The sequence below is a fragment of the Pseudarthrobacter cellobiosi genome, assembly GCF_023913815.1.
In the GTDB taxonomy this organism is placed as follows: Bacteria; Actinomycetota; Actinomycetes; order Actinomycetales; family Micrococcaceae; genus Arthrobacter; species Arthrobacter cellobiosi.
Map to the genome: position 1 here is coordinate 322,461 of NZ_JAMXBK010000026.1, position 25,030 is coordinate 347,490.

The following is a 25,030-nucleotide window of genomic DNA, read 5'->3' on the forward strand; positions in this document are numbered from 1 at the left end:
CGCTCAGTCCCGCCGGCCGCCGTCGGACGCTTCATCCCTGGAGGACTCATCCCGGGCGGATCGCGCCGCCTGCTGAACCACGGCATCGAGTTCATCGGAGCTGAGCAGCTCCCGGTGCAGGTGTTTGGTCCGGTAACCGGCGCGGCCCACCATATGGGCGGAAACCGGCACCGTCAGCAGCTGGAAAATCCAGGCCACCAGCAGCACCGGCCACACCCACCAGGTGCGCAGCTGCAGGCCGATGGCCGCCAGGAGCAGGAACAGCCCCAGCACCTGGGGCTTGGTGGCTGCATGCATGCGGCTCAGCAGGTCCGGGAAGCGGAGCAGGCCTACGGCGGCGGCGAGCGACATCAGGGCACCCAGCACCAGGAACACCGCCGACACGGTATCGATGACGTTATCAACCACGCTGGCCTCAGGATTCATTGGCTTGCTCTCGCCGGTCGGCCACGAAGCGCGCAACGGTCACCGAGCCGATGAAACCGACGATGGACAGCGCCACCAGCAGCATCAGGTTGTTCAGGTGCCGGTTGACGGCCATGTCGATGCACAGGGCCGCACCGAGGATCGCAAGCAGGACGTCGGAGGCCAGCACCCTGTCCAGCAGCGAGGGGCCGCGGGCAATCCTGATGATGGCGCCCGCCGCAGCCAGCGAAAGAATGACTGCCGTGACAGCCAGGACGGTCTGCATCATGCTGCGGCCTCCTGCCGGATTGCTTCGAGTTCTTCGCGGGTGCCCATGATCCTGATCAGGCCCGCTTCGATGGAGCGGACTTCCTTGCGCAGGCTTTCCACGTCCTCGGCACTGCTGACGTTGAGCGCGTGGAGATACAGGGTGGACGTTGAACGGTCCACTTCCACCACCAGGGAGCCCGGGATCAGTGAGATCACGTGCCCCACGGCGGTGACCATCAGGTCCTGATGGCTGCGCAGCGGGACAGCCACGACGGCGTTGATGACCCGCGGGCCGCGGACAGCCGCCAGATACATGACCTCGACGCTGGCTGCCACCACCCTGCCCAGGAAACGCAGGGCAAATGGCACGGCGTGAAGAATGTTGAAGCGGCCGCTGAGCTCTACCGGCGGCAGGTAGAACATCCGGGCCACGAGCACAGCCAGCAACGCGCCGAAGAGCAGGTTGCCGGGGCTGAAGTCCTGCCACAGGGCGGCCCAGACAATCACCAGCCATACCAGCAGGGGCAGTTCCTGGCGCAGGGAAATCCGCCGGCGGCTCATTTGCCCCCTCCGTTTTTCAATGCGAGCGGGGGAACCTGCGTGTCCTCGCCCAGCACGGCCTGGATGTAGGCGGACCGGTCCAGCATTTCTTGGGCGGCCTGGTCCGCGACTTTGAACAGCGGGCCGGCGAAGACCGTGAGTGACACGCCCAGGACCACCAGGCCCAGGGTTGAGCCCACCATGGTGCGGGGCAGCAGCGTGACGTTTTTGCGGCCGGCACGGCTGCCGGTATCCGAATCCTCGGGCTCAGCCAGCAGGACGGGGTCCGGGTGCTCTGCGTCCGAGGGCTTGCGCCAGAATGCGCGGTTCCAGACCCTCGCGACGGCCAGCAGGGTCAGGAGGCTGGTGACCACGCCGCCGATCACCAGGGCGTAGGCCAGGGGCGTGCCCAGTTCGATGCCCGCCTGGATGAGCCCCACTTTCCCCAGGAAACCGGAGAACGGCGGGATCCCGGCAAGGTTCATTGCGGGGATAAAGAAGAGCAGGGCCAGGATGGGTGACAGCTTGGCGAGGCCTGCCAGCCGGTCCACGGAGGAGCTGCCGCCGCGGCGCTCGATCAGGCCCGTGACCAGGAAGAGGCTGGTCTGGATGGTGATGTGGTGGGCCACGTAGAACACGGCGGCTCCCAGCCCGGCCACCGAGGACATCGCCAGGCCGAACACCATGTAGCCGATGTGGCTGACCAGGGTGAAGGACAACAGACGTTTGATGTCGCTCTGGGCCAGGGCGCCAAGGATTCCCACCACCATGGTCAGCAGCGCCGCCACCATCAGCGGAGTGTTCAGGCTGTCCCCGGGGAAGAGCAGGGTTTCAGTGCGCACCATTGCGTACACACCGACTTTGGTCAGCAGTCCAGCGAACACGGCAGTGACCGGCGCCGGCGCCGTGGGGTAGGAGTCAGGCAGCCAGAACGAGAGCGGGAACACGGCCGCCTTGATGCCGAAGGCCACCAGCAGCATCACGTGCAGCAGGGTCTGGGTTCCCTCGTCCAGGTCCGCGAGCTTGATGGCGAGGTCGGCCATGTTCACGGTTCCGGTGGCGCCGTAGACCATCGCGATGGAGATCAGGAACAGCACCGAGGACACCACGGAAACCACCACGTAGGTGACGCCAGCGCGGATGCGGGGGCCGGTTCCGCCAAGTGTCATCAGCACATAGCTTGCCGTCAGCAGGATCTCGAAGCCGACGTACAGGTTGAACAGGTCCCCGGACAGGAACGCGTTGGACACGCCGGCCACCAGGATCAGGTAGGTGGGGTGGAAGATTGACACCGGCGCGTCCTGGTCGCCGTCGGCCATGCCCTGCCCGGTGGCGTAGACCAGCACAGCGAGGCTGATAGCCGACGACACCACGAGCATGAGGGACGAGAACTGGTCCACTACCATCGTGATGCCCCACGGCGGCAGCCAGCCACCGATGGTCACGGCGGCCGTTCCGCCGTCCCACATGGAGGCCAGCAGCAGGCACTCCAGCAGAAGCGTCAGGGACAGCACGCCGATGCTGACCGCGCGCTGGGCGCGGGAGCGCCGGATCAGCAGGAAGGCCAGGGCGGCACCGAGGATGGGAAGTACGACGGCGAGCGGGGCAAAGCTTGCGATGTTCACTTCACACCTCCTTCGGGACCAGGGGTTACGTTCCGCGAGCCGGGTTGCTCTTCAGCGGCGGCATCCGCGGCAGGAATCTCCTTGGCACCGGCCGTGACAGAATCACCGGCCCCTTCCGGGCTGTCCGCCGTCGAGGGGTGGTCCGAGACGGTGCTTCCGTCGCCGCCAAGCATGGTCAGGGGAAACTCGGAAGTCTCGGCCGGGATCGGCGCGTCGTCCTCCGCGTCGAAGCGGGGGGTCTCGGCGACGCGGAGGTCCTCGACGTCGTCCTGGATCTCGTCCTGGCGGGCCAGGACCCACGTGCGGTAGATGATGCCGAGCATAAAGGCCGTCACGGCGAAGGAGATCACGATCGACGTGAGGATCAGAGCCTGCGGCAGCGGGTCCGCGTACTCGTGCGCGCCGGTGTCCTTGTTGTACAGGGGCGCCAGGCCGGCATAGCCGCCGGTGGCCAGGATCAACAGGTTAGTGGCGTTGGCCAGCAGCATCAGCCCCAGCAGCACGCGGGTGAGGCTGCGTTCCAGGATCAGGTAGATGCCGCACGCATAAAGTGCACCCATCACGGTCAGCAGGGTCAGGTTGACGCTCATCCTTGGCCCTTCGCGGTGCTTTCGGCGGGGACGCCCACAAGTTCCTGCACCTGGGCAGTCGCAGGGGCGTCGTCGTCTGGCGAGTCTTCGGCAGGCGCAGTTCTCTGCTCTTCGAAGTGTTCGTCGATCTCGGAGCCCAGGCTGCGGAGGACGTCCAGCACCAGGCCGATCACCACGATGTACACGCCGATGTCGAAGATGGTGGACGTGACGAACTTGATGTCCCCGAACACCGGAAGCCAGAGTTCAATGATGGCGGTCTGGAATACCTGGCCGCCCAGCAGCAGCGGCACCACACCGGACGCCGCCGCAGTAGCGAGCCCGATCCCCAGCAGCGTTCCGGCGCCCACGGGAGTGGCCTCGCGCAGTTCGAACCGGCCGCCGGCCAGGTAGCGGATGGCCAGGGCAAGTCCGGCAGTCAGGCCGCCGGCGAAGCCGCCGCCGGGCAGGTTGTGGCCGGCCAGGAGGAGGTACAGCGAGAAGATGATCAGGGAGTGGAAGATCAGCCGGGTGACCACTTCAAAGATGATGGACCGCCGTTCCGGTGCCAGTGTGCGCCCCGCCACGATCCAGGCATCCCGGGCGGAGGCTGCGAATTTGCGGCTGATGGCCAACGCCGCGGCCTCCCGCGACCCGGGATCCACTGCAACCTGGCGGCCTACGCTGCCCTCGGCAATGGTTTCAGAGACCCGGGTCCGGTCGCCGCGGCCGCGGACGAAGATGAGGCTGGCAACACCTGTGGCGGCCAGGGCCAGGACGGATATTTCACCGAAGGTGTCCCAGGCCCGGATGTCCACCAGGGTCACGTTGACGATGTTCAGCCCGCCGCCGCCTTCATAGGCGAGGCGCGGGAACTCCAGGGACACCGGGACGGCCACCCGGGCGCCCATGGCGTGGATGGCGGCGAAGACCATGGTGACTCCGAAAGCCGCCCCGATGATCACGCGGATCACACGGTACTTGCCGCCGGTGCGGTCCCGGAGTTCGGCCGGCAGGCTGCGCATGGCCAGGACAAAGGCCACCAGGATAATGGTTTCCACGAGTACCTGCGTGAGAGCCAGGTCCGGTGCGCCCTGGAGCGCGAACATCAGGGCGATCCCATAGCCGGTCACCGACACCATCAGCACGGCCAGGAACCGCTTGTTGGCCTTGACCGCGGCCAGCGCGCCGATCACAATTCCCGCCCCGACCACGGGCTGCAGCGGCGAGTAGGGATCGATGAAGTACAGGTTGTCCGGAAGCGGCTTGCCCGCCAGCACCATGGCTGTCAGCGGCAGCGCAAACGCCATCGTGAGGATCACGGCGAGGTAGAAGTACAGGGAACCACGCTGGGTGCGGCCCGTAATCCAGACCGCGGTGTCGTCCAGGGCGCCGATGGTGAGCTGGTACATGCGGTCGCCGTCGATCCAGCCGGGAACGCGGGACTGTACGCGGGCCACCAGGTTCCGTCCGAAGTACATCGCCAGGCCCAGGGCAAACGTGAGGGCGGTCAGTCCCAGGGCGGGGGTGAAACCGTGCCACAGCGCAAGGTGGCCGGCCTGCTCGGCCGGTGTGCCGGCGTCGGACGCGGTGGAGGCGAACAGCGCGGCGTAGGGCTGGACCCAGGCGTCCACCGACGCCGGCCAGAGGCCGTAGACGATGCTGAGGACGCTGAGGACGGCCGGGGCCGCCAGGAAGGAAGGCTTGACCGCCTTGAACGTTGTCCGCTCAATCCCGGGCTTCACCGCGAACGCTCCCCACATAAAGCGTGCGCTGTAGGCGAACGTGAGAATGGACCCGAGGACGATGCCCACGAGCACCACCATGCTCCAGGCATCGCCGCCGGAAGCGTGGTGGACAAAGGCTTCCAGGACTGATTCCTTGGCCACAAATCCGGCGAGCAGCGGGACGCCGGCCATCGAGGCGGCACCGATGCCGGCCACAATTCCGAGCGCCCGGGACTGCCGGAACACGCCGGACAGCTGGCGCACATCGCGGGTACCGGCCTGGTGGTCGATGATGCCCACCACCAGGAACAGGGTGGCCTTGAACAATCCGTGGGCGAGAAGCATCGCGAGGCCGGCGAGGGCCGCGTCCGGAGTGCCCAGCCCCACCACCATGGTCAGGAAACCCAGCTGGCTGACGGTGCCGTAGGCCAGGATGAGTTTGATGTCGGTCTGCCGGAGCGCCCGGTAGCCGCCAACCAGCATGGTGGCCAGGCCCAGGCCCAGCACAATGGACTGCCAGTAGGCGGTGTCGGAAAATCCCGGGGCAAGCCGCGCCACCAGGTAGATCCCGGCCTTCACCATAGCCGCGGCGTGGAGGTACGCGCTCACCGGAGTGGGGGCCGCCATGGCTCCCGGAAGCCAGAAGTGGAAAGGAACCAGCGCGGACTTGCTGATGGCGCCCGCCAGGATAAGTACGACGGCGGCGGCAACGATTGCGCCGGAAGGTCCGCTTATCAGCGTGGGAGCCTGAGCCAGGATCGCCGAGATCCGGTACGTGCCGGCACTGTGGCCCAGCATAATCAGGCCCACCAGCATGGCCAGCCCGCCCGCTGTGGTTACCATCAAAGCTTGCAGCGCAGAACGGCGGGCCGCCAGCCTGGTGCGGGCGAAGCCGATCAGCAGGTAGGACAGGATGGTGGTGAGTTCCCAGAAAATGAACATCAGAAGAAGATCGTCAGCGATCACCAGGCCGAACATCACTCCCGCGAAGGCGAGCAACTGGGCGCCGAAGCCTCCGAGGTCCTGGTCCTTGAGGCTGAAGTATCGCGCGCAATAGACGAGCACCAAGGCGCCGATGCCCAGGATAAGGAGCGACATCACCCAGGCAAGGGGATCGAGCCGGAAGGCGAATTCAAGATCCAGCCCGGGAATCCACGGGAAGACCTCCGAGACCGCGCCGGCGTCCGAGTACACGGCGCCGTGCTGGAAGAGCAGCCAGACAAAGGAAGCAGAGGGCACAGCGGCCAGCGAATAAAAAGCGTTGCGACCCCACGCCCTGAAGAGAAACGGCGCCACGGCAGCCACCGCAAAATGCACGGCAAGGACTGTGATCACTGGTATCTCCGCAACGTCAGGGATTCGATTGTCAAAAAGTTAGGGCAGGCGGTCATTCGTCAGGTTCGGTGGCCACAGTTTATCAAGGCACCACTGACACTTTTCCCGCCCCGGATCGCGGGTCCCTGGAATTTCCCGGGTGTCCGGCGTATCATCACCGCGTTGTTCGCCAGGGGCGGATACGATTCAGCCTATGAACACCGCCAGCGCTCCTGAGGCCATGCAGCCGTTATCGGAACTCGCGTCCGGAACCCAGGCCGCCGGCAAGGGCCGAGTCCTCGCCTGGGCCGCCTGGGACTGGGGATCTGCGGCCTTCAACGCGGTAATGACCACCTTCGTGTTCACCGTCTACCTCACCTCCAATGCCTTCGGCGGCGAGGATCAGGCTTCGGCCGTTCTTGGCGGTGCACTGGCCATTGCGGGGATCGCCATCGCGCTGCTCGCTCCGGTGACCGGGCAGCGCTCGGACAACGGCGGGCGCCGCAAACTGTGGCTGGGGGTCAACACGGCCGCCGTCGCCATCCTGACGGGCCTGTGCTTCTTTGTGTTCCCGCGGCCGGAGTTCCTGCTCCTGGGCGTTTCCCTGATCGCCCTGGGGAATGTGTTCTTTGAGTTCGCCGGCGTCAACTACAACGCCATGCTGGCCCAGATCTCCACCCCCAAAAACATTGGCAAGGTCAGCGGATTCGGCTGGGGCATGGGCTACCTGGGCGGCATTGTGGCCCTGCTGCTTGTGCTGCAGCTTTTTGTGCAGCCGAGCTTTGACTGGTTCGGCGCCTCCACCGAAGACAGCCTGAACATCCGGCTGGTGGCCGTGTTCTCGGCCCTGTGGTTCTTCATCTTTGCCCTGCCGGTGCTGTTCGCCGTCCCGGAGCTGCCGCGGCCGGAGCGGGCACAACCGCTGGGTTTCCTGGCCTCCTACCGCCTGCTGATCCGCCGGATCAAGGCAATCTACGCCACCAGCCCGCACACCATTTACTTCCTCCTGGCCAGCGCAGTGTTCCGGGACGGCCTCGCGGCCGTGTTCACCTTCGGCGGGATCATCGCGGCTGGCACGTTTGGCTTCGAATTGTCGCAGGTCATCTTCTTTGCCATCTTCGGCAATGTGGTGGCGGCCGTGGGCGCTATCATCGGCGGGTTCCTGGACGACCGCGCGGGGCCCAAGGCCGTGATCATGGGTTCCCTCGTGGGGCTGCTGATCGCCGGGACCATGATCCTGGTCCTCGGCAACGAAAACTACATCTTCTTTGGCACGGCGTGGGCCGGCAGCACCACTTTCTGGGTCTTCGGGCTGTTCTTGTGCCTGTTTGTGGGGCCTGCCCAGTCCTCGTCGCGGGCTTACCTGGCCCGGCTGGCACCCCACGGCGAGTCCGGTGAACTGTTTGGCCTCTACGCCACCACCGGCCGTGCCGTCAGCTTCCTGGCTCCGGCGCTGTTCACCCTGTGCATCACGCTGGCCACTCCCCTGGTTGCGCCCGGCGAGGCCCAGCGCTGGGGAATCCTGGGCATTATGGTGGTGCTGCTCGCCGGCCTGCTGGTCCTGCTGCCGGTGAAGTCGCCGGACAAGACCGCCATCGCCGTCGTTCCAGTCTCCTAGCGCGGTGAGCAGCCGCCCGAAACCCGCCTGTGGAGACTAGGCTGGAGGCATGAACGTGGACGAGACTGACCTCCCCGGCATGGGCCGGCGGAAGGACTTCATGACGGCTTCCGGCCGCCGCATCGGCGTCGTGGAGCTGCGGGAAGGCACGATGGAACTCATCGTTTCCACCTGGGACGATCCCGACACCTGCCAGGCGTCGATTCCCCTGACCGGCGATGAGGCCGCCACCCTGGGTAACCTCCTGGGCGGGCAGCACCTTGCCATGAAGCTGACTGAAGAGCACCGGGAGATCCCGGGCATCGTGACCCGGCAGTTCTCCATCGCTCCGGAATCCCCGTTCCAGAACCAGCCCATGGGGAAGGCCTGCATCCGCACCCGCTGCGGAGTCTCGATCGTGGCGATCATGCGTGAAGGCGAAGTGCTCCCGTCGCCGGGACCCGACGTCGTACTTCACTCCGGTGACCTCCTCGTTGCAGTTGGAACGCAAGAAGGCCTCGATTCGGCGGCCGACATCCTGCGCAACGGCTGAGCGTCATGGACCCGCTGGCCCTGACCCTCATTGAACTGGGGGCCGTTGTGTTCTGCCTCGGCCTCCTGGCCAGGCTGGCCGGACGGATCGGAATGTCACCCATACCGCTCTACCTCGTTGGCGGACTCGCCTTCGGCGCAGGCGGCGTGGTCAAGCTCGAAGGTATGCAGGAATTCGCACATCTCTCCGGCGAAATCGGCGTGATCCTGCTGCTGCTTATGCTCGGTTTGGAATATACGGCTGCCGAGCTTTTCACCGGTCTGCGCAGGTCCTGGCAGGCCGGTGTTCTTGACCTGGCGCTGAATTTCATCCCCGGCGCGGCACTGGCGCTCCTGCTCGGCTGGGGAACGGTGGGCGCCATGGTTATGGGCGGCGTCACGTACATATCGTCCTCAGGGATCGCTGCCAAGGTCATCACGGACCTGGGCCGGATCGGTAACCGCGAGACCCCCGTGGTGCTGTCCATCCTGGTGTTCGAGGACCTGGCCATGGCTGTGTACCTGCCCATCCTCACCGCCACCCTCGCGGGTGTGAGCTTCCTGGGCGGGCTCACCACGGTAGCAATCTCGCTGGCGGTGGTCACCGTCGTCTTAATGGTGGCGCTGCGGCACGGCCACCGTGTATCAAAAGCGGTGCACAGCGAAAACTCCGAAGTATTCCTGCTCAACCTGCTCGGTGCCGCACTGCTGGTAGCCGGCGTCGCGTCCGCCCTGCAGGTTTCGGCCGCAGTGGGCGCGTTTATGTTGGGCATCGCGATCTCGGGGGCTACCGCCCACAGCGCCACCCGGATCCTGGAACCGCTGCGGGATCTCTTTGCGGCCATCTTCTTTGTGGCCTTCGGGCTCAACACAGACCCGTCGACCATCCCGCCGGTACTCGGCTGGGCTCTGATCCTGGCGGCCATCACTGCCACTACCAAGATGCTCACGGGCATCTGGGCTGCCAAGCGGGCCGGAATTGCACGCCCGGGCCGCTTCCGTGCAGGCGCCGCCCTGATAGCCCGCGGCGAGTTCTCCATCGTTATCGCCGGCCTGGCCGTGGCGTCGGGCGTGGTCCCGGACGATCTCGCCGCCCTGGCAACCGCCTACGTGCTGATCATGGCCGTCCTCGGGCCGCTGGCCGCGCGCTATGTGGAACCGGTGCTCAAGGCGTTCGGCGGGCCTGTCCGGTTGGCCGCGAAGGCGTAGGCCACCACGCTCCCCGCACCGAGACGTGAGATCTCGGCGCTATAACGGGCCGTTGGCGCCGAGACCTCACCCCTCGATGGAAAAGGCTCAGACCTCGGTGCGGTGGAAGTTCAGGTGGCTGCGGCTGGCTGTCGGCCCGCGCTGGCCCTGGTAGCGGTTGCCGTATTCACCGGAGCCGTAAGGGAACTCGGCAGCAGAGGTCAGACGGAAGAAGCACAGCTGGCCGATCTTCATGCCGGGCCAGAGCTTGATGGGCAGCGTGGCCATGTTGGACAGCTCCAGCGTGACGTGGCCGGAAAATCCCGGATCAATGAACCCGGCCGTGGAGTGCGTCAGCAGGCCCAAACGACCCAGGGAGGACTTGCCTTCCAACCGCGCAGCAATGTCGTCCGGCAACGTGACGGCCTCGTAGGTGGAACCCAGGACAAACTCGCCAGGGTGCAGGATGAACGGCTCACCGCTCTCCACCTCCACCAGCCGCGTCAGCTCGGGCTGCTCTTCGGCGGGGTCGATATGCGCGTACTTATGGTTGTCGAAAAGTCGGAAAAACCGGTCGATCCGCACGTCCACCGAGGATGGCTGGACCATCGCGGGATCGTACGGTTCGAGGACGATCCGTTGGGTGTCTAGTTCGGCACGAATGTCGCGGTCAGAGATCAGCACCGTCCCAAATTACTATGCGTTGTCCACAGCGCACACTTTTTCGTTGTTGCTGTCACCTAGTGGGGCTAATGTTGCCTCAGTATGTCAGCCGCCGGATGGTCTCCCGGTTGGTACAACTGAACTGATCTTGGGTTGGTTTTGAATAAATTTGCGGCGCCCGCCGTTGTGGCGATGTTGTGCGCGCTCGCCCTCGCGTCCCCGGCCGCCGGCATGTATTCCGGCCCGCCGGCGAATGCGCCGTCAGTCCAGGCAGGTGCCTTTGGACCGCGCACGGTCACGTTGGGACCGTCGGGAACAGCGGACGACGGCGGCGGGGCCGACGCGGATACCGGTACGGGTTCCCCGCTCGCCCCAGCCGTGGAACCGGTGATCACACCGGCGTCACCCGCCGGAGAAGGCACGTCAGAGACCGCAGCGGCGCCGCCGGCAACGACGGTGGCTGCACCCGAGACCACCACGTCCGAACCAATCGCGCCCGAGCCGCCCTCGCTGCCACCCCTTTGGGCCCCCGAAACCGAACTGGCCCACAACAAGACCGCGGCTCCCACCGCTCCAGCCCCCGCAACGGAATCCCTCACTACCGAATCCCTTGGCACCGAGGCCCTGGTGCCGGACAGCAACACGGCCGCCATCCTCACGGTTTTCAACGAAATCAACAATTACAGGGCGGCCAACAGCCTGGCCCCGGTCAAGTACCACCCCACCGTGGCCGGCATGGCGCAGGAATGGTCCGACAGCATCGCGTCCCCGGAAGTTATTGAGCACCGCGCCAGTTTCTGGACCGACCCCCGTGCCCTGAACCCGACCAGCGCCGGTGAGGTCATTGCCATCCGCACGGACCGCAACGCGGCGCAGCTGGTGGAGTGGTGGAAAACCTCGCCCGGCCATAACGCCATGCTGCTCGATCCGCGCTTCAACGTCATGGGCGCCGGGATCTCCTACACGAACAGCCTGTACACCATCTGGGGCGTGGTGAACTTCTTCGGCTACACCACCCTGCCCGCCGGCACCGTCACGTCGCCCGGGGGCAGCTCCGCCGGCGGAGGCGCTTTCCCCGCCCCGGCGCCCACCCTCTGCGATCCGGCCGTCAAACACATGCCGCCCTCGCTGGATTTGAGCAGCGCGGCGATCAACAGTGCCGCTGATCTGGTGACCATCAACGCCTCAGGCCAGCTCATCAACCGCCCCTCCACAGGGAACAGGACCTTTGGTGCTGCCAAGGTCATCGGCTCCGGTTTCGGAACGGCCAAGGAAGTGTTCACCACGGACTGGGACCGCGACGGCGCCTATGACCTCCTGACGCAGTGGAACGACGGTCGGCTGACGCTTCATCCTGGCTCTGCCGGCGGAGGGTTTGGAACCCTCGTCACGCTGGGTCAGTCTGGCTGGGCGACGTTGACGCTGGCCGTCGGCGGCTGGTGCGCCAACAACCGGCTCCCCCAGCTGGTCGCCCTGGAGGGCACCAACCTCTATCTCTACCCGAACGTCGGCCTGGCCGACGTGTCCTCACGCACCCTCATGGCGACCGACATGACGGCCAGGAAGCTGAGCATGGTGGATTATGACGCCGACGGATTCCAGGACATCCTCGCAATTAAGTCCGACGGCGGTGTACAGCTTTACCGTGGAGCTGGCACGCCGGCGCCACGCGTCGAAGCCCGGCTCACCGTCGCCACCGGCTGGACTGATGTCACCGGGATCCGTCCGCTGCGGGATGTGACAGCCCTGAACTCCACGGGAGTGGCACTGCGCCGGGCCAATGACGTGGTGCAGTACTGGAACCTGAGCACCGGAACGCTGGCGTCGCCGTCGAACATCACCGGAAGCTGGGCGGGCCAGCGGCTGGCGCAGTAGCCTCAGGCGGCCGTCCGTACTTCCAGGACATCTTTGAGCCGTGCGAGCTGGGACACTTCGGCCTTAATGGTGCGCTGGATGCCGGTGTTCATCAGGCCCAGGAGCCCTTTGGGCTGGTATTCGAGGGCGAACCTGACCCGGGTTCCGGCCGGTTCGCTGCTGAGGTAGTACCCGCCGGTGGGCTGCGACGGTCCGGAGATCACACGGAACTGGATCTCGGCGCCCGGCCTGGCCTGCGTTATTTCGAAGTCGGCGGGGATTGTCCGTCCTGACCGGCCCGTGGTTGTCTGCCGGTACACAGCGCCCTTGGTCCCGGCGGCACCGGACATCAAGCCGATGCTGCGGATGCCCTTGCGCCATAGGGGAAGGTTCATTCCGTCCACCAGGAACGCGTACACGGTCATTGCGTCGCACCGGATAAGCACCTCGTGCTCTGCAAATGCCATGGGAGTCCTTAGTTAGCGGCTGGTCAGGTGGTAGCCCGCCCCACCCCCATGACACCGCAGCTAACGGGTTCAGAGTAGCCACTCGGCCCGCCCCGGACCTAGCCACCGACGGAGCCGTTATTGAAGAGTTACTGGATGACGCGGCGGGTAGCAGCCACCCCGGCGGACACGGGCCCAGTGCGTGGTCACGGTTGCTGGCGCGGGATCGCATCTGCGCTAAGCTAAGTTCTGCCCCGTTCAAAATGGGGCGATGCGGCTGTAGCTCAATGGTAGAGCGCTAGCTTCCCAAGCTTGATACGCGGGTCCGATTCCCGTCAGCCGCTCCAATGATTCTGGCCTCCGCAGCGATTCCTAGCTGCTGCGGGCTTTCCTGACGTCCCGTTCCACGGCCTTCTTCAGCGCCGCCAGCCGGGCCGCTTCCTGTTTCCGGTAGGCGCCCTCCTTGGCCCCGGAAAACATGCGCCCCATTCCTCTGGGAGCGTACTGCGCGGTCACGGTCAGCCGGGTACTGTCCGCCACCGGGTACACCACACAGGAACAGGTGATGGTTTCGGTGCGCGTTTCGTGTGTTTCGGTCCAGGACCGCTCCGCCACCAGGTCCTCGAAATGCAGCGCCACGCCCTCCTGGCCGGGAACTGCCGAGCGGGCCTGCGCATCCACACAGAACGCATAGACCTCCGGCCGTCCGCAGGGGATCAGGATGGTGCTTTCAATCGTGATGGTTCCCATGATGCTGTTCCCGTACCTCCGCAGGCTTGCCTGGCACAGTGCCCAGAGCGTCATTTTCACACCGGCAACGCGCCGGCACAATGACCGGCGCGCCGGCGCGTCGACTCCCACTCCATACGGCCATCACCCGGTGGCCGTTAGGCCCAGCCGTGTATCGTCAGAAGTCAGGAACCTCTTCGGTTCCGCTACAGGAGCAATCATGGCTGACAAGTCCCCGCGTCAAGCAGCATCCAAAAAAGCCGGCAAGTCCATCAAGGAAAAGCGCGCCGACAAGCGGGCCGCCGGAGCGCCGGCCACCTCCCTGGACATCACGTCCAAGGCCGCAAAAAAGAAGTGAGTGGCCAACAGAGCCACCTGACCTTGGGCGTCCTGGCATCCACCCGGAAACCGGACGAACGCCGCCTCCCCATCCACCCCCTGCATTTCGAGCGGATCGCTCCGGAACTACGCCAGCGCATCATCCTGGAGCAGGGCTATGGTGAGCGCTTCGGCGTCTCGGATGACCAGCTCTCAACCCTCGTGGGCAAAATGGCCACCAAGGAAGCGCTGCTGGCGGAGGCCGACGTCGTACTCCTGCCCAAACCGCAGCCGGAGGACCTCGCGGAACTGCGCGACGGCCAGATCCTTTGGGGCTGGCCGCACTGTGTCCAGGACCGCGCCATCACCCAGCTGGCCATCGACAAGAAGCTCACGCTCATCGCCTTCGAAGCGATGAACCACTGGGCGAGCGACGGCGGATTCGGGCTTCACGTCTTCCACAAAAACAACGAGCTGGCCGGCTACTGCTCGGTGCTTCATGCGCTCTCGCTCACCGGCTCCACGGGTGACTACGGCCGCCGGCTCAGTGCCGTGGTGATCGGCTTCGGCGCGACCGCCCGCGGCGCCGTGACCGCGTTGAACGCGCATGGCATCCATGACGTGCAGGTGCTGACCAACCGCGGAGTTGCGGCCGTTGGCGCCCCGATCCACTCGGTGAACATCGTCCAGTTTGATCACGACGACAAGGCCCCCTTCCTGAGCCAGGTCATCACCGAGCGGGGCCGCGTTCCGCTGGCGCCGTTCCTGGCCGAAAGCGACATCGTGGTCAACTGCACGCTGCAGGACCCGAACAATCCGCTGACGTACTTGCGGGCTGAGGACCTCGCGGCGTTCAGCCCGGGCAGCCTCGTGGTCGACGTGTCATGCGACGAGGGCATGGGCTTCAGCTGGGCGCGGTCCACCACGTTCGCCGAACCGATGTTTACCATCGGCGACCACATCAACTATTACGCGGTGGACCACAGCCCGTCCTACCTCTGGAATTCCTCCAGCTGGGAGATCAGCCAGGCCCTGCTGCCGTTCCTTGAGACGGTCATCGGCGGCCCCGCGGAGTGGGACGGGAACGAAACCATTTCCCGCGCCATCGAAATCCGCGAGGGCGTGGTCCTCAACAAGGACGTGCTGGAGTTCCAGCGGCGCGAGGCCGACTACCCGCACCTGCCCTCTTAACCAGCCCCCCCGTGGGGCCGCGGCCACTACGCCGCGGCCCTTTACGCCGCGGCCACTCGGCTGACGATCCGCATTGGGTGGCGGCGGTCCTTGAGGTCCACCCTGAGCGCCAGCGCGCCTTTTCGGGCCAGGACGACGGCGACAGTCACCGCGGCGAGCGACGGCACCCCTCCGGACACCATGAGTGCCACGTGCGGGTCCACGTGCTCGGCGATCCAGCCGAGCATGGGCCCGCCGATGGCCTGGCCACCGATCAGCACCATGATGTACAGGCTCATGACCCGGCCCCGGATGCCCATGTTGGAGCTGATCTGGACGAGCTGGTTGGAGCCGGTGAGGAACATCAGGCACCAGAATCCGGACAGGACCATCACCACGCTGAACCAGAGCATGGACGGCGCCAGCGCGGCCAGGCACAGCATCAGGCCGTACATTCCGGCGCAGAACACCACCGAGCGGAGCCGCAGCTGGCGGCGCCGCGTGGACGCGACAGCACCGGCCAACGCCCCCAATGCCACCAGGGCGTTCAGCAGGCCATAGCCGCCGGCGCCGACGTCGAACACGTGGTCCGCGAACGCGGCAAGCAGGACCGGCAGGCTCATGGCGAACACGGAGATGAAGCCGGCCATCAGCCATGGCCAGTAGATGGTGGGCTTGCTGAGCGCGTACTGCAGTCCTTCGCGCAGCATGCCCTTCTTCTTGGGCGCGGGAGCGCTGACGAACAGCTGGTCCTTGCGCAGGAGCAGCAGCATGGCCACCGTGGAGCAGCAGGCCAGCGCATTCGCGGCGAAGGCCCAGCCGGCGCCGACAGCGGTGAGCAGCAGTCCCGCCAGTGCCGGACCGATCAGCCCGCCCAGCTGGAACGTGGTGGAGTTGACGCTGATGGCGTTCCGGAGGTACCTGGGGCCCACCAGTTCGTTGACGAACACCTGGCGCGCGGGCTGATCCAGTACGGTGACCAGGCCCAGCAGCAGCGCGATGACGTACACGTGCCACACTTCGATGGCGCCGGTCAGGGCAAGCACGGCGAGCGCTGCCGCGAGGACCGCGGCGAGGCTCTGGCACAGGATGAGGATCCGGCGCTTGGCGAACCGGTCCGCCATCATGCCGCCCCACGGCCCCAACAGCAGCGACGGCATGAACTGCAGGGCCACGGTGATGCCCACGGCGGTGACGGAACCGGACAGTTCCAGCACCAGCCAGTCCTGGGCGATCCGCTGCATCCAGAGGGCGACGACGGCGACAAAGTGCCCGATCGCGAAGATGCGGAAATTGGGGACTTTCAGGGAGATAAACGTGTGCCGCCAGGGGAGGTGTTCACTGACGACGGCGATGGGTTGGGTCTGGGCGGAGGCGGCGGTAGCGGACGCGGAGGCGGAGTCGATGACGGGCTGGCTGACGGTTGCCGACGTTGGCGGTGGGGGTGCCACAGGGATGTCCTCAGGGAAGCGGGCGGACTGGGATGCTTCCCACGCTAGGCTGGTTCCAGATGATTATGCAGCCCTATCGCGACTATAACTGCCATTGCAAAGCGTAATGTCCACCCACGCTGACGTGGGTGGACAGTCAGCCCACAGCCAAAGGAGTCCACTGTGTACGAACCCACCCAGCTCCGTTCCTTCCTGGCCGTGGCCGAGACGCTCAGCTTCACCAAGGCCGCGGAGCGCCTGGGCCTGGCACAGCCGACCGTCAGCCAGCATGTCCGCAAGCTGGAGACGGCGGCGAAGCGCATCCTCATCAGCAGGGACACCCGTGATGTCCGGCTCACGGACAACGGTGACGCGATGGCCGGCTTCGCCCGCACCATCCTTTCGGCCCACGATGCCGCCACACGCTACTTTTCCGGCTCGGCCATGCGGGGCCGGCTGCGGTTCGGCACGGCGGACGACCTGGCCATCACCGGTCTCCCCCGGATCCTTCGGGAGTTCCGCCAGGTCTATCCACAGATCAACCTTGAGCTCACCGTTGGCCAGAGCGACCAGCTGTATAAGAAACTCAATGCTGGCCAGCTGGACCTGGTGTTTGTGAAGTGGGTGGCGGGCGTCAAAGACGGCACCGTGGTCCAGCACGATACCTTTTCCTGGGTGGGGCTGGAGCAGACGTCACTGGAGCCCGGGCATCCCGTACCCCTGATCTCCTACCCCTCCCCCAGCCTCAGCCGGAAATTGGCCATCGATGCACTGGAATCAAGCGGCCGGACCTGGCGGATCACGTGCACTACCCGGCAGATCAGTGGCGTCCTGGCGGCACTCCGGGCAGGCATCGGCGTGGCTGTGATGCCGACATCGCTGGTTCCCGAAGACCTCAAGATCATCACCCGCCGGTTCGACCTGCCTCCAGTGGGCGATGTGGATTTCACCCTGATCCGTAACCCGCTGGCCAACGCCGAAGTGATCGATGCGCTGACCCAGACCATCGTCGGGCGGACGCTCAAGAAGTCGGTTTGACCGAATTTGCCGCAGGAATCAGGGCTGGAAACGAACCATTGAAGTAAAAGCCCGCCTCGCCTATGCTGGTATATCCATGGGTCAAGCAGTGGCCGGTTCAACACTACGAGTGCGCCATGCAGCCCATGATGCGGCCGCACTCGGGATAGGCAGCCAATGACGACAGCCGAGAACACCCATTTACACACTGTATATACCCAGCGACATAGCACTGCACGGCCGCTGGTCACGCATCATTCCAGCCATAACGCCGGTATTTCGCGGGCCGCCGAGTACATCGGCAAGCCCACGTGCGACAAATGTGGCACGGATGAATTCATCTATCTCGAGTCCTACATTCCACCGGTTTACCGGCGTGACGGGGCGGTCAGGACACTGGGCGAAGTCGCCTACACCTGCACCCGTTGCGAAGATTTCTCCGCCCACAATGTTCCGGCATCGTGGACTCCCCCAGGCTGGTATCTGGGCTGATTACCTACGGTCTCCAGGCTCGCCGAGCGCAGCCACCGGATAACTACTCAACTATTCAATAGCGAAGGCCCGGCACCCGCCCCGATGGCGGCCACCGGGCCTTTCGTTTTGTTGGGTTCCGGTCCGCCCTAGATCAGCTCATCGGAGAGATGGTTCGGGGTGCCGAAGCGGTGGGCCGTGATGCTGATGGCCTGCTCGTGCAAGAACGGCAGCAGCTCTACCCGTCCGGCTTCGGTGACCGCGTGGGCGTAGATCGCCAGGTCAGGACGCCCGTCCGTGGCCTCGGCGAGGGCGGTGGCGTCGCCGCCGATGAGCCGGATCCGCGCGCCGGACAGTTTGCCCGCCGCGGCGAGGCGTGCCGCCGAAGCCAGCCAGCCGGCGTCGGACTCCACAGTGACCGTGATGTCCAGCCCGGTGAGCACGGCGCGCAGCTGGGCGGGAAGTTCGACGGCGGTGGACACGGTCAGTGCCGAGCCGGCCAGGACACCGGCCGCCACGGTCCGCGCGAGGTGGGCCAGCGGGGCACCTTCGGAGAGCCGCACGGTGACCGGCAGCGCGCGATAGCGGAAGATGTTCCGTTCCGCGCTCAGGCCGGAAACGTCCTTGGCGGTGCCGAACTCGTGGGCCCAGGCCTGTGCGTCAGACCCCAGCGAGCGCTGCAGCCACTCAAGCCCGATCGGATCCAGGGCCTCTGCGGCGGCGTTCAGAATGCGGCCCACGCCCGCGTTTGTGACGGCGGCCGAGGCTGACGCTTCGGCACTGACCCAGTCGCCGAGACCGGCGAGGTAGTTGGGTCCGCCGGCCTTGGTTCCGGCGCCGACGGCGGATTTCTTCCAGCCGCCGAAGGGCTGGCGCTGCACGATGGCGCCGGTGATGCCGCGGTTCACGTACAGGTTGCCGGCCTGGATGGAGTCCAGCCAGGTGCCGAGCTCGTCCGGGTTCAGGGAGTGCAGGCCGGCGGTGAGTCCGTACTCGATCTGGTTCTGGATGGCGATGGCCTCTTCGAGCGTGTCAGCGGCCATGACGCCGAGGACCGGTCCGAAGAATTCGGTGAGGTGGAAGTATGATCCGCGGCGGACGCCGTAGCGCACGCCGGGGCTCCACAGGCGGCCGGTTTCGTCGAGCTTCTTCGGTTCCACAGCCCAGGTTTCGCCTTCGCCCAGGGTGGTGAGGGCGTTCAGGAGCTTGCCGTTGGCGGGCTCGATAATGGGGCCCATCTGGCTGGTGGGGTCCTGCGGGTAACCCACCTTCAGCGAGGTCACGGCGTCGACCAGCTGGTTGTGGAAACGCTTCGATTTGGCCACCGATCCCACCAGAATCACCAGGGACGCGGCGGAGCACTTCTGGCCGGCGTGGCCGAACGCGGAGTACGCCACGTCCTTGGCGGCCAGGTCCAGGTCCGCACTCGGGGTGACGATGATGGCGTTTTTACCGCTCGTCTCGGCCAGCAGCGGCAGGTCCTTCCGGAAGGAGCGGAAGAGTTCGGCGGTCTCGTAGCCGCCCGTCAGGATCACGCGGTCCACGGCGGGGTGGGAGATCAGCTGCTGGCCGAGTTCACGCTCGCCGAGCTGGACCATGGTCAGCACGTCGCGCGGCACGCCGGCTTCCCAGAGCGCTTCGATCATCACGGCACCGCTGCGGCGGGCCTGCTTGGCGGGTTTGATCACGACGGCGGAGCCGGCGGCGAGTGCCGCGAGGGTGGACCCTGCCGGGATGGCCACCGGGAAGTTCCACGGCGGGGTCACCACGGTGAGTTTGGCCGGGACGAACGTGGCGCCGTCGACCTTTTCCAGCTTCCGGGCAGACTCGGCATAGTAGTGCGCGAAGTCCACCGCTTCGCTGACCTCCGGATCGCCCTGGTCGATGGTTTTGCCGGTTTCGCTGGCCATGACCTCCAGGAGGTCGGCGCGGCGGGCTTCGAGGACGTCGCCGGCGCGGTGCAGGATCTCGGCGCGCTCGTCGCCGGTCAGGGCGCCCCAGGCCTTGCCCTTCTCGACGGCGGTGGCGATGACGGCGTTCAGGGTGTCCGCGTCACTGATGGTTGCGGCCCCGACGGCGGCGTTGCCCAGAGTGGAGGACGGGACGCGGTCCAGGATGGCCCGGCCCCAGTTGCGGTTGGCGGGCAGCGACGGGTCGGTGTCCGGGGTGTTCGCGAACGTGTCACGCGGCAGGGGCTGCGGCGGGAGGCTGCGGTTCTGCTGCCGGTTGGCCGGGGGGACCTCGTCGTCGAGCGTGTCCAGGGAGGCGAGGAAGCGCTGCTTCTCGCGCTCGAACAGCACTTCGTTTTCACTGAGCTCAAACACGGCGGACATGAAGTTGTCCTGGCTGGCGCCCTCTTCGAGGCGGCGGATCAGGTAGGCGATGGCGACGTCGAACTCGGCCGGGTGCACCACCGGCGTGTAGAGCAGGAGCGAGCCGACGTCCTTCTTGACCGCTTCGGCCTGGCCCTGCGCCATGCCCAGCAGCATCTCGAATTCGATGCCGGACTCCACGCCGCGCTGCTTCGCGAGCAGCCAGGCGAAGGCGATGTCGAAGAGGTTGTGGCCGGCCACGCCGATCCGGACGTTGTTGATCCGGTCTGGGTGCAGCGAGTAGTTGATGACGCGCTTGTAGTTGGTGTCCGAGTCCTGCTTGGTGTGCCAGGTGGCCAGCGGCCAGTCATGCAGCGAGGATTCCACCTGTTCCATGGGCAAGTTGGCGCCCTTGACCACGCGGACCTTGATCGCGGCGCCGCCGTTGGCGCGGCGTTCGGCGGCCCAGTCCTGCAGGCGGATCATGGCGGAAAGGGCGTCGGGCAGGTAGGCCTGCAGCACGATGCCGGCCTCCAGGTTCTTGAACTCGGGCTTGTCCAGGATCCGGGTGAAGACCGCGATGGTCATGTCCAGGTCCTTGTATTCCTCCATGTCCAGGTTGATGAACTTGGCGTTCTTCCCCTCACCGGCGAAGGACGCGGCTTTGGTGAACAGCGGCGTGAGCTTCTCGACGACGTGCTCCACGGCCTCGTCGAACGCCCAGGCGGAATGCGGGGCCACGGTGGAGGAAACCTTGATGGAGACGTAGTCCACGTCCGGGCGGGCCAGGAGTGTGTGGGTTCCCGCGAGCCGCCGGGATGCCTCGTGCTCGCCCAGGACGGCCTCGCCGAGGAGGTTCACGTTGAGCTTGATGCCGTCCTTGCGGATCTTGGCGATGGCCGGGCCCAGCTTGGCGTCGGTGGCGTCGACGATCAGGTGGCCCACCATTTCGCGGAGCACGCGGCGGGCGATCGGGATGACCACCTGGGGCAGGACCGGGGCCATGGTGCCGCCGAGCCGGATGGCGCTGCGCATGTACCAGGGCAGGAACGCCGGGACCTTTGGCGCGAGGGCAGTCAGGTTGCGGGCAGCGACGTGCAGGTCTTCGGGACGAACCACGCCGTCCACAAAGCCAACGGTGAAGTCCAGGCCGTTCGGGTCCTTCAGCACACCGGCGAGCTGCTCGGCCGAGGCATCAACAGGAACTTTCGAAGCCTCGGTCAGCCAGCGGCGCACCAAGGTGATGGTGTCCGCCGCGAGGGCACGGGCCTGCGGGACGTCTGTCTGTCCGGTGGCTTCCGTTGCAGTGTGAGTCATGGTTTGCTCGTTCTTTCCTTGGTGTGGAAGGGGTCTTATCCATCAGTATGAGCTTGCAGTCACATAAGATAAAGCGATGTTTTCTAAGCGATACAGGTTAGGAAAACCAACGGTTCAAAATCCCGTCCGAACGGTCAGGAAATCCCCTGTTTTTGCGCAACCCTCTCTCACTTCCTGCGCACTTTTCCACGACCCTCTCTCAATTCCTGCAGTTCTTGGGCACGCTCTCGCACTCAATGAAAAACGTCCAGTAACGGACGAACCCTCCCCCACAGGATGTGAGAGAGGGTTCGTCATTCGCGCCCCGAAAGTGAGAGAGCGTTTGGTAAAAACCTGCAGGAAGTGAGAGAGCGTTTGGTAAAAACCTGCAGGAAGTGAGAGAGCGTCCGGGGTGGGGCGGGTGGACGCCCGGGAGGCCGGGGGTCAGCTGAGGGGGCGGTGCATCTCCACGGCTTCCTCGTGGCGCGGGCTGTCCGGGTTCATCAGGGAGTGCTTGCGGCCGTAGAAGAAGTAGATGGCCAGGCCGATGACGAGCCAGACACCGAACCGCGCCCAGGTCTCCCAGTGCAGCTGGAACATGAGGAAGGCGGACGCCAGCACACCGAAGGCCGGAATAACGGGCATCAGCGGCAGGCGGAAGGTGCGCGGGGCGTCCGGCTTCTTGTAGCGGAACACGATCACGGCGAAGCAGACGACGACGAACGCGGCCAGGATGCCAATGTTCGTGAGGTCCGCGACGGCCTTGATGGGGAACACGCCGGCCAGCAGGGCGGAGGCGACGCCGGCAATCCAGGTAACGCGCTGCGGGGTTCCGTGCCGGTCCGTCTTGGCGAACCAGCCTGGCAGCAGGCCATCGCGGCTCATGGAGAACCAGACACGCGTGACGCCCAGGAGGAAGGTCAGCATCACCGTGAGGATGGAGAGGACGGCGAAAACAGAAATGATGGTGGCGATGACGGGCAGGCCCACACTGGTGAAGGCGGAAGCAAATCCGGCCTTGGGATCGATGTCCTGGTAGTTTTGCATGCCGGTCAGGACGAGGGTGGCCGCGACGTAGAGCAGCATGGCAATGATCAGCGACAGGATGATGGCCTTCGGCATGTGCTTCTTGCCGTCGGTTGCCTCTTCCGCCGCGGTACTCATGGCGTCGTACCCGAACACCGCGAAGAAGACGGTGGCGGAACCGGCCAGGACCGGCCCAAAGCCGCTGGGCATAAACGGGTTGTAGTTGTTGGTGTCGATGTAGAAAACACCGAGGCCGATAATGAACAGGATCAGGACAACCTTGACGGCAACGGCCACCAGTTCGAACCGGCCGAATGCTTTCGTCCCGCGGGAGAGGATCCAGGTCACCAGAAGACAGACCAGGATGGCGGGAAGGTTCACAATGCCGCCCTTGCCCTCATCCGGCGTTGACGTCATCCAGATAGGCATATGGATGCCGATTCCGGACAGGAAGGCGTCGAAGTAGCCCGAGATACCGATGGCCACCACGGCAACAATGGCGATGTACTCCAGCAGCAGGTCCCAGCCGATGAACCATCCAATCACCTCACCCAGAGCAACGTAGCCGTAGGTGTAGGCGGAGCCAGCCCTGGGGATCATGCCGGCGAACTCTGCGTAGGACAGTGCTGCCGCCGCCGATGCCAGGCCGGCGATCAGGAAGGAGAAGAGCACCGCGGGCCCCACGCCCGGTGCATCTTCGCTGCCTGCCGCCACCAGCCCTGCCAGGGAGAAGATGCCGACGCCGATAATGCCGCCGACACCGATGGCGGTGAGCTGCCAGAGGCCGAGGGACTTGAAAAGCCCGCTGTGCTTGTTCTCCACTTCAATGTCGTCGATGGGCTTGCGCCTCATGATCGATTGGGTCATGTCTTTAGTGCTCATCAGGAACTCCTGCTTGGGGTGCGACCCCGTCGCGGCGCCCTGTGAACGGACTGTGACGGGGGTAACTCATCCTCATCAGTATGCAAGCGCACTTGCATTAGATAAAGTGACTACTTCTAATTAGTATTCATTAGATTCGTCAAGGAATGTGGTCATGCTCGATGTCCGGCGCCTCAGGCTGCTCCGCGAATTGAAGATCCGGGGCACCCTGGCGGAGGTGGCGGAGGCACTGCAGTACAGCCCGTCGTCGGTCTCCCAGCAGCTTGCCCTGCTGGAAAAGGAAGTGGGCGTGGAGCTGCTCCGGAAGACGGGGCGGCGAGTACAGCTGACGCCCCAGGCCGAAGTCCTGGTGGCCCACACCGCCCAGCTGCTCGAAACCATGGAGCAGGCGGAAGCAGACCTGGCGGCGTCGCTTACCACTGTCACGGGAACCGTCCGGATTGCGGTGTTCCAGTCCGCGGCCCTGGCGCTGATGCCGGACACGCTCTCGCGGATGACGGCGGAGTACCCTGAGGTCCGGATCGAAATGATCCAGCGCGAACCCGAAACGGCACTTCATGAGACGTGGGCGCGCGATTTTGACCTGGTCATCGCCGAACAGTATCCGGGCCACGCCGCCCCGCGGTACCCGGAGCTGGACCGCATCAAGCTGACCACTGACGCGATCCGGCTGGCCGTTCCGCCGGCCGCTCCCGGCCGGCCGCCCATCACGTCGCTGGAGGATACTGCCGCGCTGCCCTGGGTTATGGAGCCCCGCGGCGCGGCCTCCCGGCACTGGGCAGAGCAGGCCTGCCGGAGTGCCGGGTTCGAACCCGATGTGCGCTTCGAAACAGCCGACCTCCAGGCGCAGATCAGGCTGATCGAGTCCGGAAATGCAGTGGCGCTGATGCCGGACCTCGTCTGGACCGGCCGCGGTACCACCGCCCTGTTGCTGGACCTGCCGGGCAACCCGCACCGCACCGTGTTCACATCGGTGCGCCGCTCCAGCGCGCAGCGGCCGGCCATCCTCGCCGCCCGCGAGACGCTGGCAGCCACCGCCACCTCAGTAGCAAGGACGGACGACGGCGGCGCATCCAGTTAGGTGCCGGATCGCCCGGCCACTTGCCGGGCAGTCGGGGAAACAGTCTCCGCCGCCATGTTCAGTGCGTCACAGCGCGATCCGGGTGCCGACGCTAGACTAGGCGGGTTATGAATCGCACAATGTTCAAGTCCAAAATCCACCGGGCCACCGTCACTCACGCCGACCTGCACTACGTAGGATCGGTCACTGTTGACCTGGACCTCCTGGATGCTGCAGACATCCTTCCCGGCGAGCTCGTGGCCATCGTGGACGTGACCAACGGTGCGCGCCTGGAGACCTACACCATCGCCGGCGAGCGCGGCTCCGGTGTCATTGGCATCAACGGGGCAGCCGCGCACCTGATGCACGAGAACGACGTTGTCATCCTGATCACCTATGCCCAGATGACCACGGAAGAGGCCAAGGCCTACAACCCGAAGGTTATCCATGTGGATAAGGACAACAAGATTGTCCGGATCGGAAACGATCCCGCCGAGGGCCTCACGCCGGGCCTGATGCGCCCGCCGTTCGCCCTTAACAACGCCGCCCTGTAGCCGGAGCGTGAGCCCGGGCAGACACCGCCGCCGCAG

At 65.5% G+C, this 25,030-nt stretch carries 21 protein-coding genes and 1 tRNA gene; 10 read left to right on the forward strand and 12 right to left on the reverse strand.

Annotated features, from left to right (window positions below):
• Window positions 1-3: 3 nt before the first annotated feature.
• The 6 genes from mnhG to NG701_RS15325 are packed head-to-tail and all read right to left on the reverse strand — an operon-like array spanning window position 4 to window position 6,471.
• Complete coding sequence (gene mnhG / locus NG701_RS15300; RefSeq protein WP_252568652.1) at window positions 4-426, reverse strand: monovalent cation/H(+) antiporter subunit G; 423 nt, start codon at window positions 424-426, stop codon at window positions 4-6.
• Window positions 416-694: an MrpF/PhaF family protein gene (locus NG701_RS15305; RefSeq protein ID WP_252568653.1), complete on the reverse strand. Its 279-nt coding sequence runs from the start codon at window positions 692-694 to the stop codon at window positions 416-418. Before NG701_RS15305 ends, mnhG begins: the two co-directional genes overlap by 11 nt.
• On the reverse strand, window positions 691-1,236 hold the full coding sequence (locus tag NG701_RS15310) for a Na+/H+ antiporter subunit E (RefSeq protein ID WP_252568654.1): 546 nt from the start codon (window positions 1,234-1,236) through the stop codon (window positions 691-693). Before NG701_RS15310 ends, NG701_RS15305 begins: the two co-directional genes overlap by 4 nt.
• Window positions 1,233-2,840, reverse strand: coding sequence for a Na+/H+ antiporter subunit D (locus NG701_RS15315; protein WP_252568655.1), 1,608 nt, complete (start codon window positions 2,838-2,840; stop codon window positions 1,233-1,235). Before NG701_RS15315 ends, NG701_RS15310 begins: the two co-directional genes overlap by 4 nt.
• On the reverse strand, window positions 2,837-3,430 hold the full coding sequence (locus NG701_RS15320; RefSeq protein WP_252568656.1) for a Na(+)/H(+) antiporter subunit C: 594 nt from the start codon (window positions 3,428-3,430) through the stop codon (window positions 2,837-2,839). The genes NG701_RS15315 and NG701_RS15320 overlap by 4 nt, the downstream gene beginning before the upstream one ends.
• Entirely contained in the window at window positions 3,427-6,471 is a 3,045-nt protein-coding gene (locus NG701_RS15325) for a Na+/H+ antiporter subunit A (RefSeq protein ID WP_252568657.1), read from the reverse strand. The genes NG701_RS15320 and NG701_RS15325 overlap by 4 nt, the downstream gene beginning before the upstream one ends.
• Window positions 6,472-6,664: 193 nt before the next feature.
• Between NG701_RS15325 and NG701_RS15330 the strand changes: the two genes are divergently transcribed.
• The 3 genes from NG701_RS15330 to NG701_RS15340 are packed head-to-tail and all read left to right on the forward strand — an operon-like array spanning window position 6,665 to window position 9,787.
• The gene (locus NG701_RS15330) at window positions 6,665-8,068 is read left to right on the forward strand and encodes an MFS transporter (protein WP_252568658.1); all 1,404 of its coding nucleotides are present in this window, start codon (window positions 6,665-6,667) and stop codon (window positions 8,066-8,068) included.
• A 49-nt stretch (window positions 8,069-8,117) separates the two neighbouring features.
• Window positions 8,118-8,600, forward strand: a complete 483-nt coding sequence (locus tag NG701_RS15335) for a cation:proton antiporter regulatory subunit (protein WP_252568659.1) — start codon at window positions 8,118-8,120, stop codon at window positions 8,598-8,600.
• A gap of 5 nt (window positions 8,601-8,605) precedes the next feature.
• On the forward strand, window positions 8,606-9,787 hold the full coding sequence (locus NG701_RS15340) for a cation:proton antiporter (RefSeq protein ID WP_252568660.1): 1,182 nt from the start codon (window positions 8,606-8,608) through the stop codon (window positions 9,785-9,787).
• A gap of 87 nt (window positions 9,788-9,874) precedes the next feature.
• On the opposite strand, the gene dcd is transcribed toward NG701_RS15340, so the two are convergent.
• Window positions 9,875-10,450 carry a dCTP deaminase gene (gene dcd / locus NG701_RS15345; protein ID WP_104063269.1) on the reverse strand — a complete coding sequence of 192 codons (576 nt, stop codon included), beginning with the start codon at window positions 10,448-10,450 and terminating at the stop codon, window positions 9,875-9,877.
• 138 nt (window positions 10,451-10,588) lie between these two features.
• Between dcd and NG701_RS15350 the strand changes: the two genes are divergently transcribed.
• A complete protein-coding gene (locus NG701_RS15350; protein ID WP_308292607.1) occupies window positions 10,589-12,304 on the forward strand; it encodes a CAP domain-containing protein in 1,716 nt (571 codons plus the stop codon).
• Between the two features lie 2 nt (window positions 12,305-12,306).
• Here NG701_RS15350 and NG701_RS15355 read toward each other — a convergent pair whose 3' ends face one another.
• On the reverse strand, window positions 12,307-12,750 hold the full coding sequence (locus NG701_RS15355; protein ID WP_252568661.1) for an SRPBCC family protein: 444 nt from the start codon (window positions 12,748-12,750) through the stop codon (window positions 12,307-12,309).
• A gap of 252 nt (window positions 12,751-13,002) precedes the next feature.
• Between NG701_RS15355 and NG701_RS15360 the strand changes: the two genes are divergently transcribed.
• Window positions 13,003-13,076 (forward strand) — tRNA-Gly (locus NG701_RS15360).
• A 25-nt stretch (window positions 13,077-13,101) separates the two neighbouring features.
• Here NG701_RS15360 and NG701_RS15365 read toward each other — a convergent pair.
• On the reverse strand, window positions 13,102-13,479 hold the full coding sequence (locus NG701_RS15365) for a hypothetical protein (protein ID WP_252568662.1): 378 nt from the start codon (window positions 13,477-13,479) through the stop codon (window positions 13,102-13,104).
• A 199-nt stretch (window positions 13,480-13,678) separates the two neighbouring features.
• Between NG701_RS15365 and NG701_RS15370 the strand changes: the two genes are divergently transcribed.
• Window positions 13,679-13,816, forward strand: coding sequence for a hypothetical protein (locus NG701_RS15370; protein ID WP_167349828.1), 138 nt, complete (start codon window positions 13,679-13,681; stop codon window positions 13,814-13,816).
• The gene (locus NG701_RS15375) at window positions 13,813-14,967 is read left to right on the forward strand and encodes a N(5)-(carboxyethyl)ornithine synthase (protein ID WP_252568663.1); all 1,155 of its coding nucleotides are present in this window, start codon (window positions 13,813-13,815) and stop codon (window positions 14,965-14,967) included. The genes NG701_RS15370 and NG701_RS15375 overlap by 4 nt, the downstream gene beginning before the upstream one ends.
• A 41-nt stretch (window positions 14,968-15,008) precedes the next feature.
• On the opposite strand, the gene NG701_RS15380 is transcribed toward NG701_RS15375, so the two are convergent.
• Window positions 15,009-16,397 carry an MFS transporter gene (locus tag NG701_RS15380; protein WP_252568664.1) on the reverse strand — a complete coding sequence of 463 codons (1,389 nt, stop codon included), beginning with the start codon at window positions 16,395-16,397 and terminating at the stop codon, window positions 15,009-15,011.
• 162 nt (window positions 16,398-16,559) lie between these two features.
• Between NG701_RS15380 and NG701_RS15385 the strand changes: the two genes are divergently transcribed.
• Window positions 16,560-17,414 (forward strand): LysR family transcriptional regulator, encoded by an 855-nt coding sequence (locus NG701_RS15385; RefSeq protein WP_056341377.1) that lies wholly within the window; start codon window positions 16,560-16,562, stop codon window positions 17,412-17,414.
• A 599-nt stretch (window positions 17,415-18,013) separates the two neighbouring features.
• Here NG701_RS15385 and NG701_RS15390 read toward each other — a convergent pair.
• Window positions 18,014-21,493 carry a proline dehydrogenase family protein gene (locus NG701_RS15390; protein ID WP_252568665.1) on the reverse strand — a complete coding sequence of 1,160 codons (3,480 nt, stop codon included), beginning with the start codon at window positions 21,491-21,493 and terminating at the stop codon, window positions 18,014-18,016.
• Between the two features lie 423 nt (window positions 21,494-21,916).
• On the reverse strand, window positions 21,917-23,380 hold the full coding sequence (locus NG701_RS15395; RefSeq protein WP_252568666.1) for an amino acid permease: 1,464 nt from the start codon (window positions 23,378-23,380) through the stop codon (window positions 21,917-21,919).
• Window positions 23,381-23,534: 154 nt separating this feature from the next.
• Here NG701_RS15395 and NG701_RS15400 point away from each other — a divergent pair, with 154 nt between their 5' ends.
• Window positions 23,535-24,461, forward strand: coding sequence for a LysR substrate-binding domain-containing protein (locus tag NG701_RS15400; protein WP_252568667.1), 927 nt, complete (start codon window positions 23,535-23,537; stop codon window positions 24,459-24,461).
• Window positions 24,462-24,568: 107 nt separating this feature from the next.
• Window positions 24,569-24,994: an aspartate 1-decarboxylase gene (panD, locus tag NG701_RS15405; protein WP_252568668.1), complete on the forward strand. Its 426-nt coding sequence runs from the start codon at window positions 24,569-24,571 to the stop codon at window positions 24,992-24,994.
• Window positions 24,995-25,030 lie beyond the last annotated feature (36 nt).

Excerpts from the sequence above, each read along its gene's own strand:
- mnhG (WP_252568652.1), bottom strand. The coding sequence starts at position 426 with ATGAATCCTGAGGCCAGCGTGGTTGATAACGTCATCGATACCGTGTCG.
- NG701_RS15305 (WP_252568653.1), bottom strand. The coding sequence starts at position 694 with ATGATGCAGACCGTCCTGGCTGTCACGGCAGTCATTCTTTCGCTGGCT.
- NG701_RS15310 (WP_252568654.1), bottom strand. The coding sequence starts at position 1,236 with ATGAGCCGCCGGCGGATTTCCCTGCGCCAGGAACTGCCCCTGCTGGTA.
- NG701_RS15320 (WP_252568656.1), bottom strand. The coding sequence starts at position 3,430 with ATGAGCGTCAACCTGACCCTGCTGACCGTGATGGGTGCACTTTATGCG.
- NG701_RS15330 (WP_252568658.1), top strand. The coding sequence starts at position 6,665 with ATGAACACCGCCAGCGCTCCTGAGGCCATGCAGCCGTTATCGGAACTC.
- NG701_RS15335 (WP_252568659.1), top strand. The coding sequence starts at position 8,118 with ATGAACGTGGACGAGACTGACCTCCCCGGCATGGGCCGGCGGAAGGAC.
- NG701_RS15340 (WP_252568660.1), top strand. The coding sequence starts at position 8,606 with ATGGACCCGCTGGCCCTGACCCTCATTGAACTGGGGGCCGTTGTGTTC.
- NG701_RS15355 (WP_252568661.1), bottom strand. The coding sequence starts at position 12,750 with ATGGCATTTGCAGAGCACGAGGTGCTTATCCGGTGCGACGCAATGACC.
- NG701_RS15365 (WP_252568662.1), bottom strand. The coding sequence starts at position 13,479 with ATGGGAACCATCACGATTGAAAGCACCATCCTGATCCCCTGCGGACGG.
- NG701_RS15370 (WP_167349828.1), top strand. The coding sequence starts at position 13,679 with ATGGCTGACAAGTCCCCGCGTCAAGCAGCATCCAAAAAAGCCGGCAAG.
- NG701_RS15390 (WP_252568665.1), bottom strand. The coding sequence starts at position 21,493 with ATGACTCACACTGCAACGGAAGCCACCGGACAGACAGACGTCCCGCAG.
- NG701_RS15395 (WP_252568666.1), bottom strand. The coding sequence starts at position 23,380 with ATGAGCACTAAAGACATGACCCAATCGATCATGAGGCGCAAGCCCATC.
- NG701_RS15400 (WP_252568667.1), top strand. The coding sequence starts at position 23,535 with ATGCTCGATGTCCGGCGCCTCAGGCTGCTCCGCGAATTGAAGATCCGG.
- panD (WP_252568668.1), top strand. The coding sequence starts at position 24,569 with ATGAATCGCACAATGTTCAAGTCCAAAATCCACCGGGCCACCGTCACT.